This window comes from Streptomyces sp. P17 (assembly GCF_032436805.1).
Taxonomy (GTDB): domain Bacteria; phylum Actinomycetota; class Actinomycetes; order Streptomycetales; family Streptomycetaceae; genus Streptomyces.
Map to the genome: position 1 here is coordinate 1 of NZ_JAVRBF010000408.1, position 382 is coordinate 382.

Here is a 382-nt window from a genome sequence, read left to right on the forward strand (position 1 = left end):
AAAAACACAGCAGAGAGCCAGAGAACAGAAGAAGTTGACGGTAAGACACCGGCTAATATGCTCCTGTTCGGTACTCCGTCCAAGCTCTTGGATGGTGGACTGGTGGAAGAACAGTTCTATGACTTCCTCGAAACTGGTTATGCTCGTCGTTGTATCTTCGGATATGGGCAGCACTTCCGTCCACAGGACACGCTGACACCGGCTGAAATCTTCGCTCGTCTTACACAACCGCAGAACAGTCAAGTCATCGACAAGTGGGCTTACCGCTTCGAGGAACTGGCTGACCCACAGTTCTACAACTGGAAAATGGTTGTGGAAGATGATGTTGCGATTGAGTTGATTGCCTACAAAACGCACTGTGAGACCATCTCTGATGCGTATG

At 49.5% G+C, this 382-nt stretch carries 1 protein-coding gene; it reads left to right on the forward strand.

Annotated features, from left to right (window positions below):
* On the forward strand, positions 1 to 382 hold a 382-nt coding region (locus RMT89_RS41510), incomplete at both ends, for a hypothetical protein (RefSeq protein ID WP_315888935.1).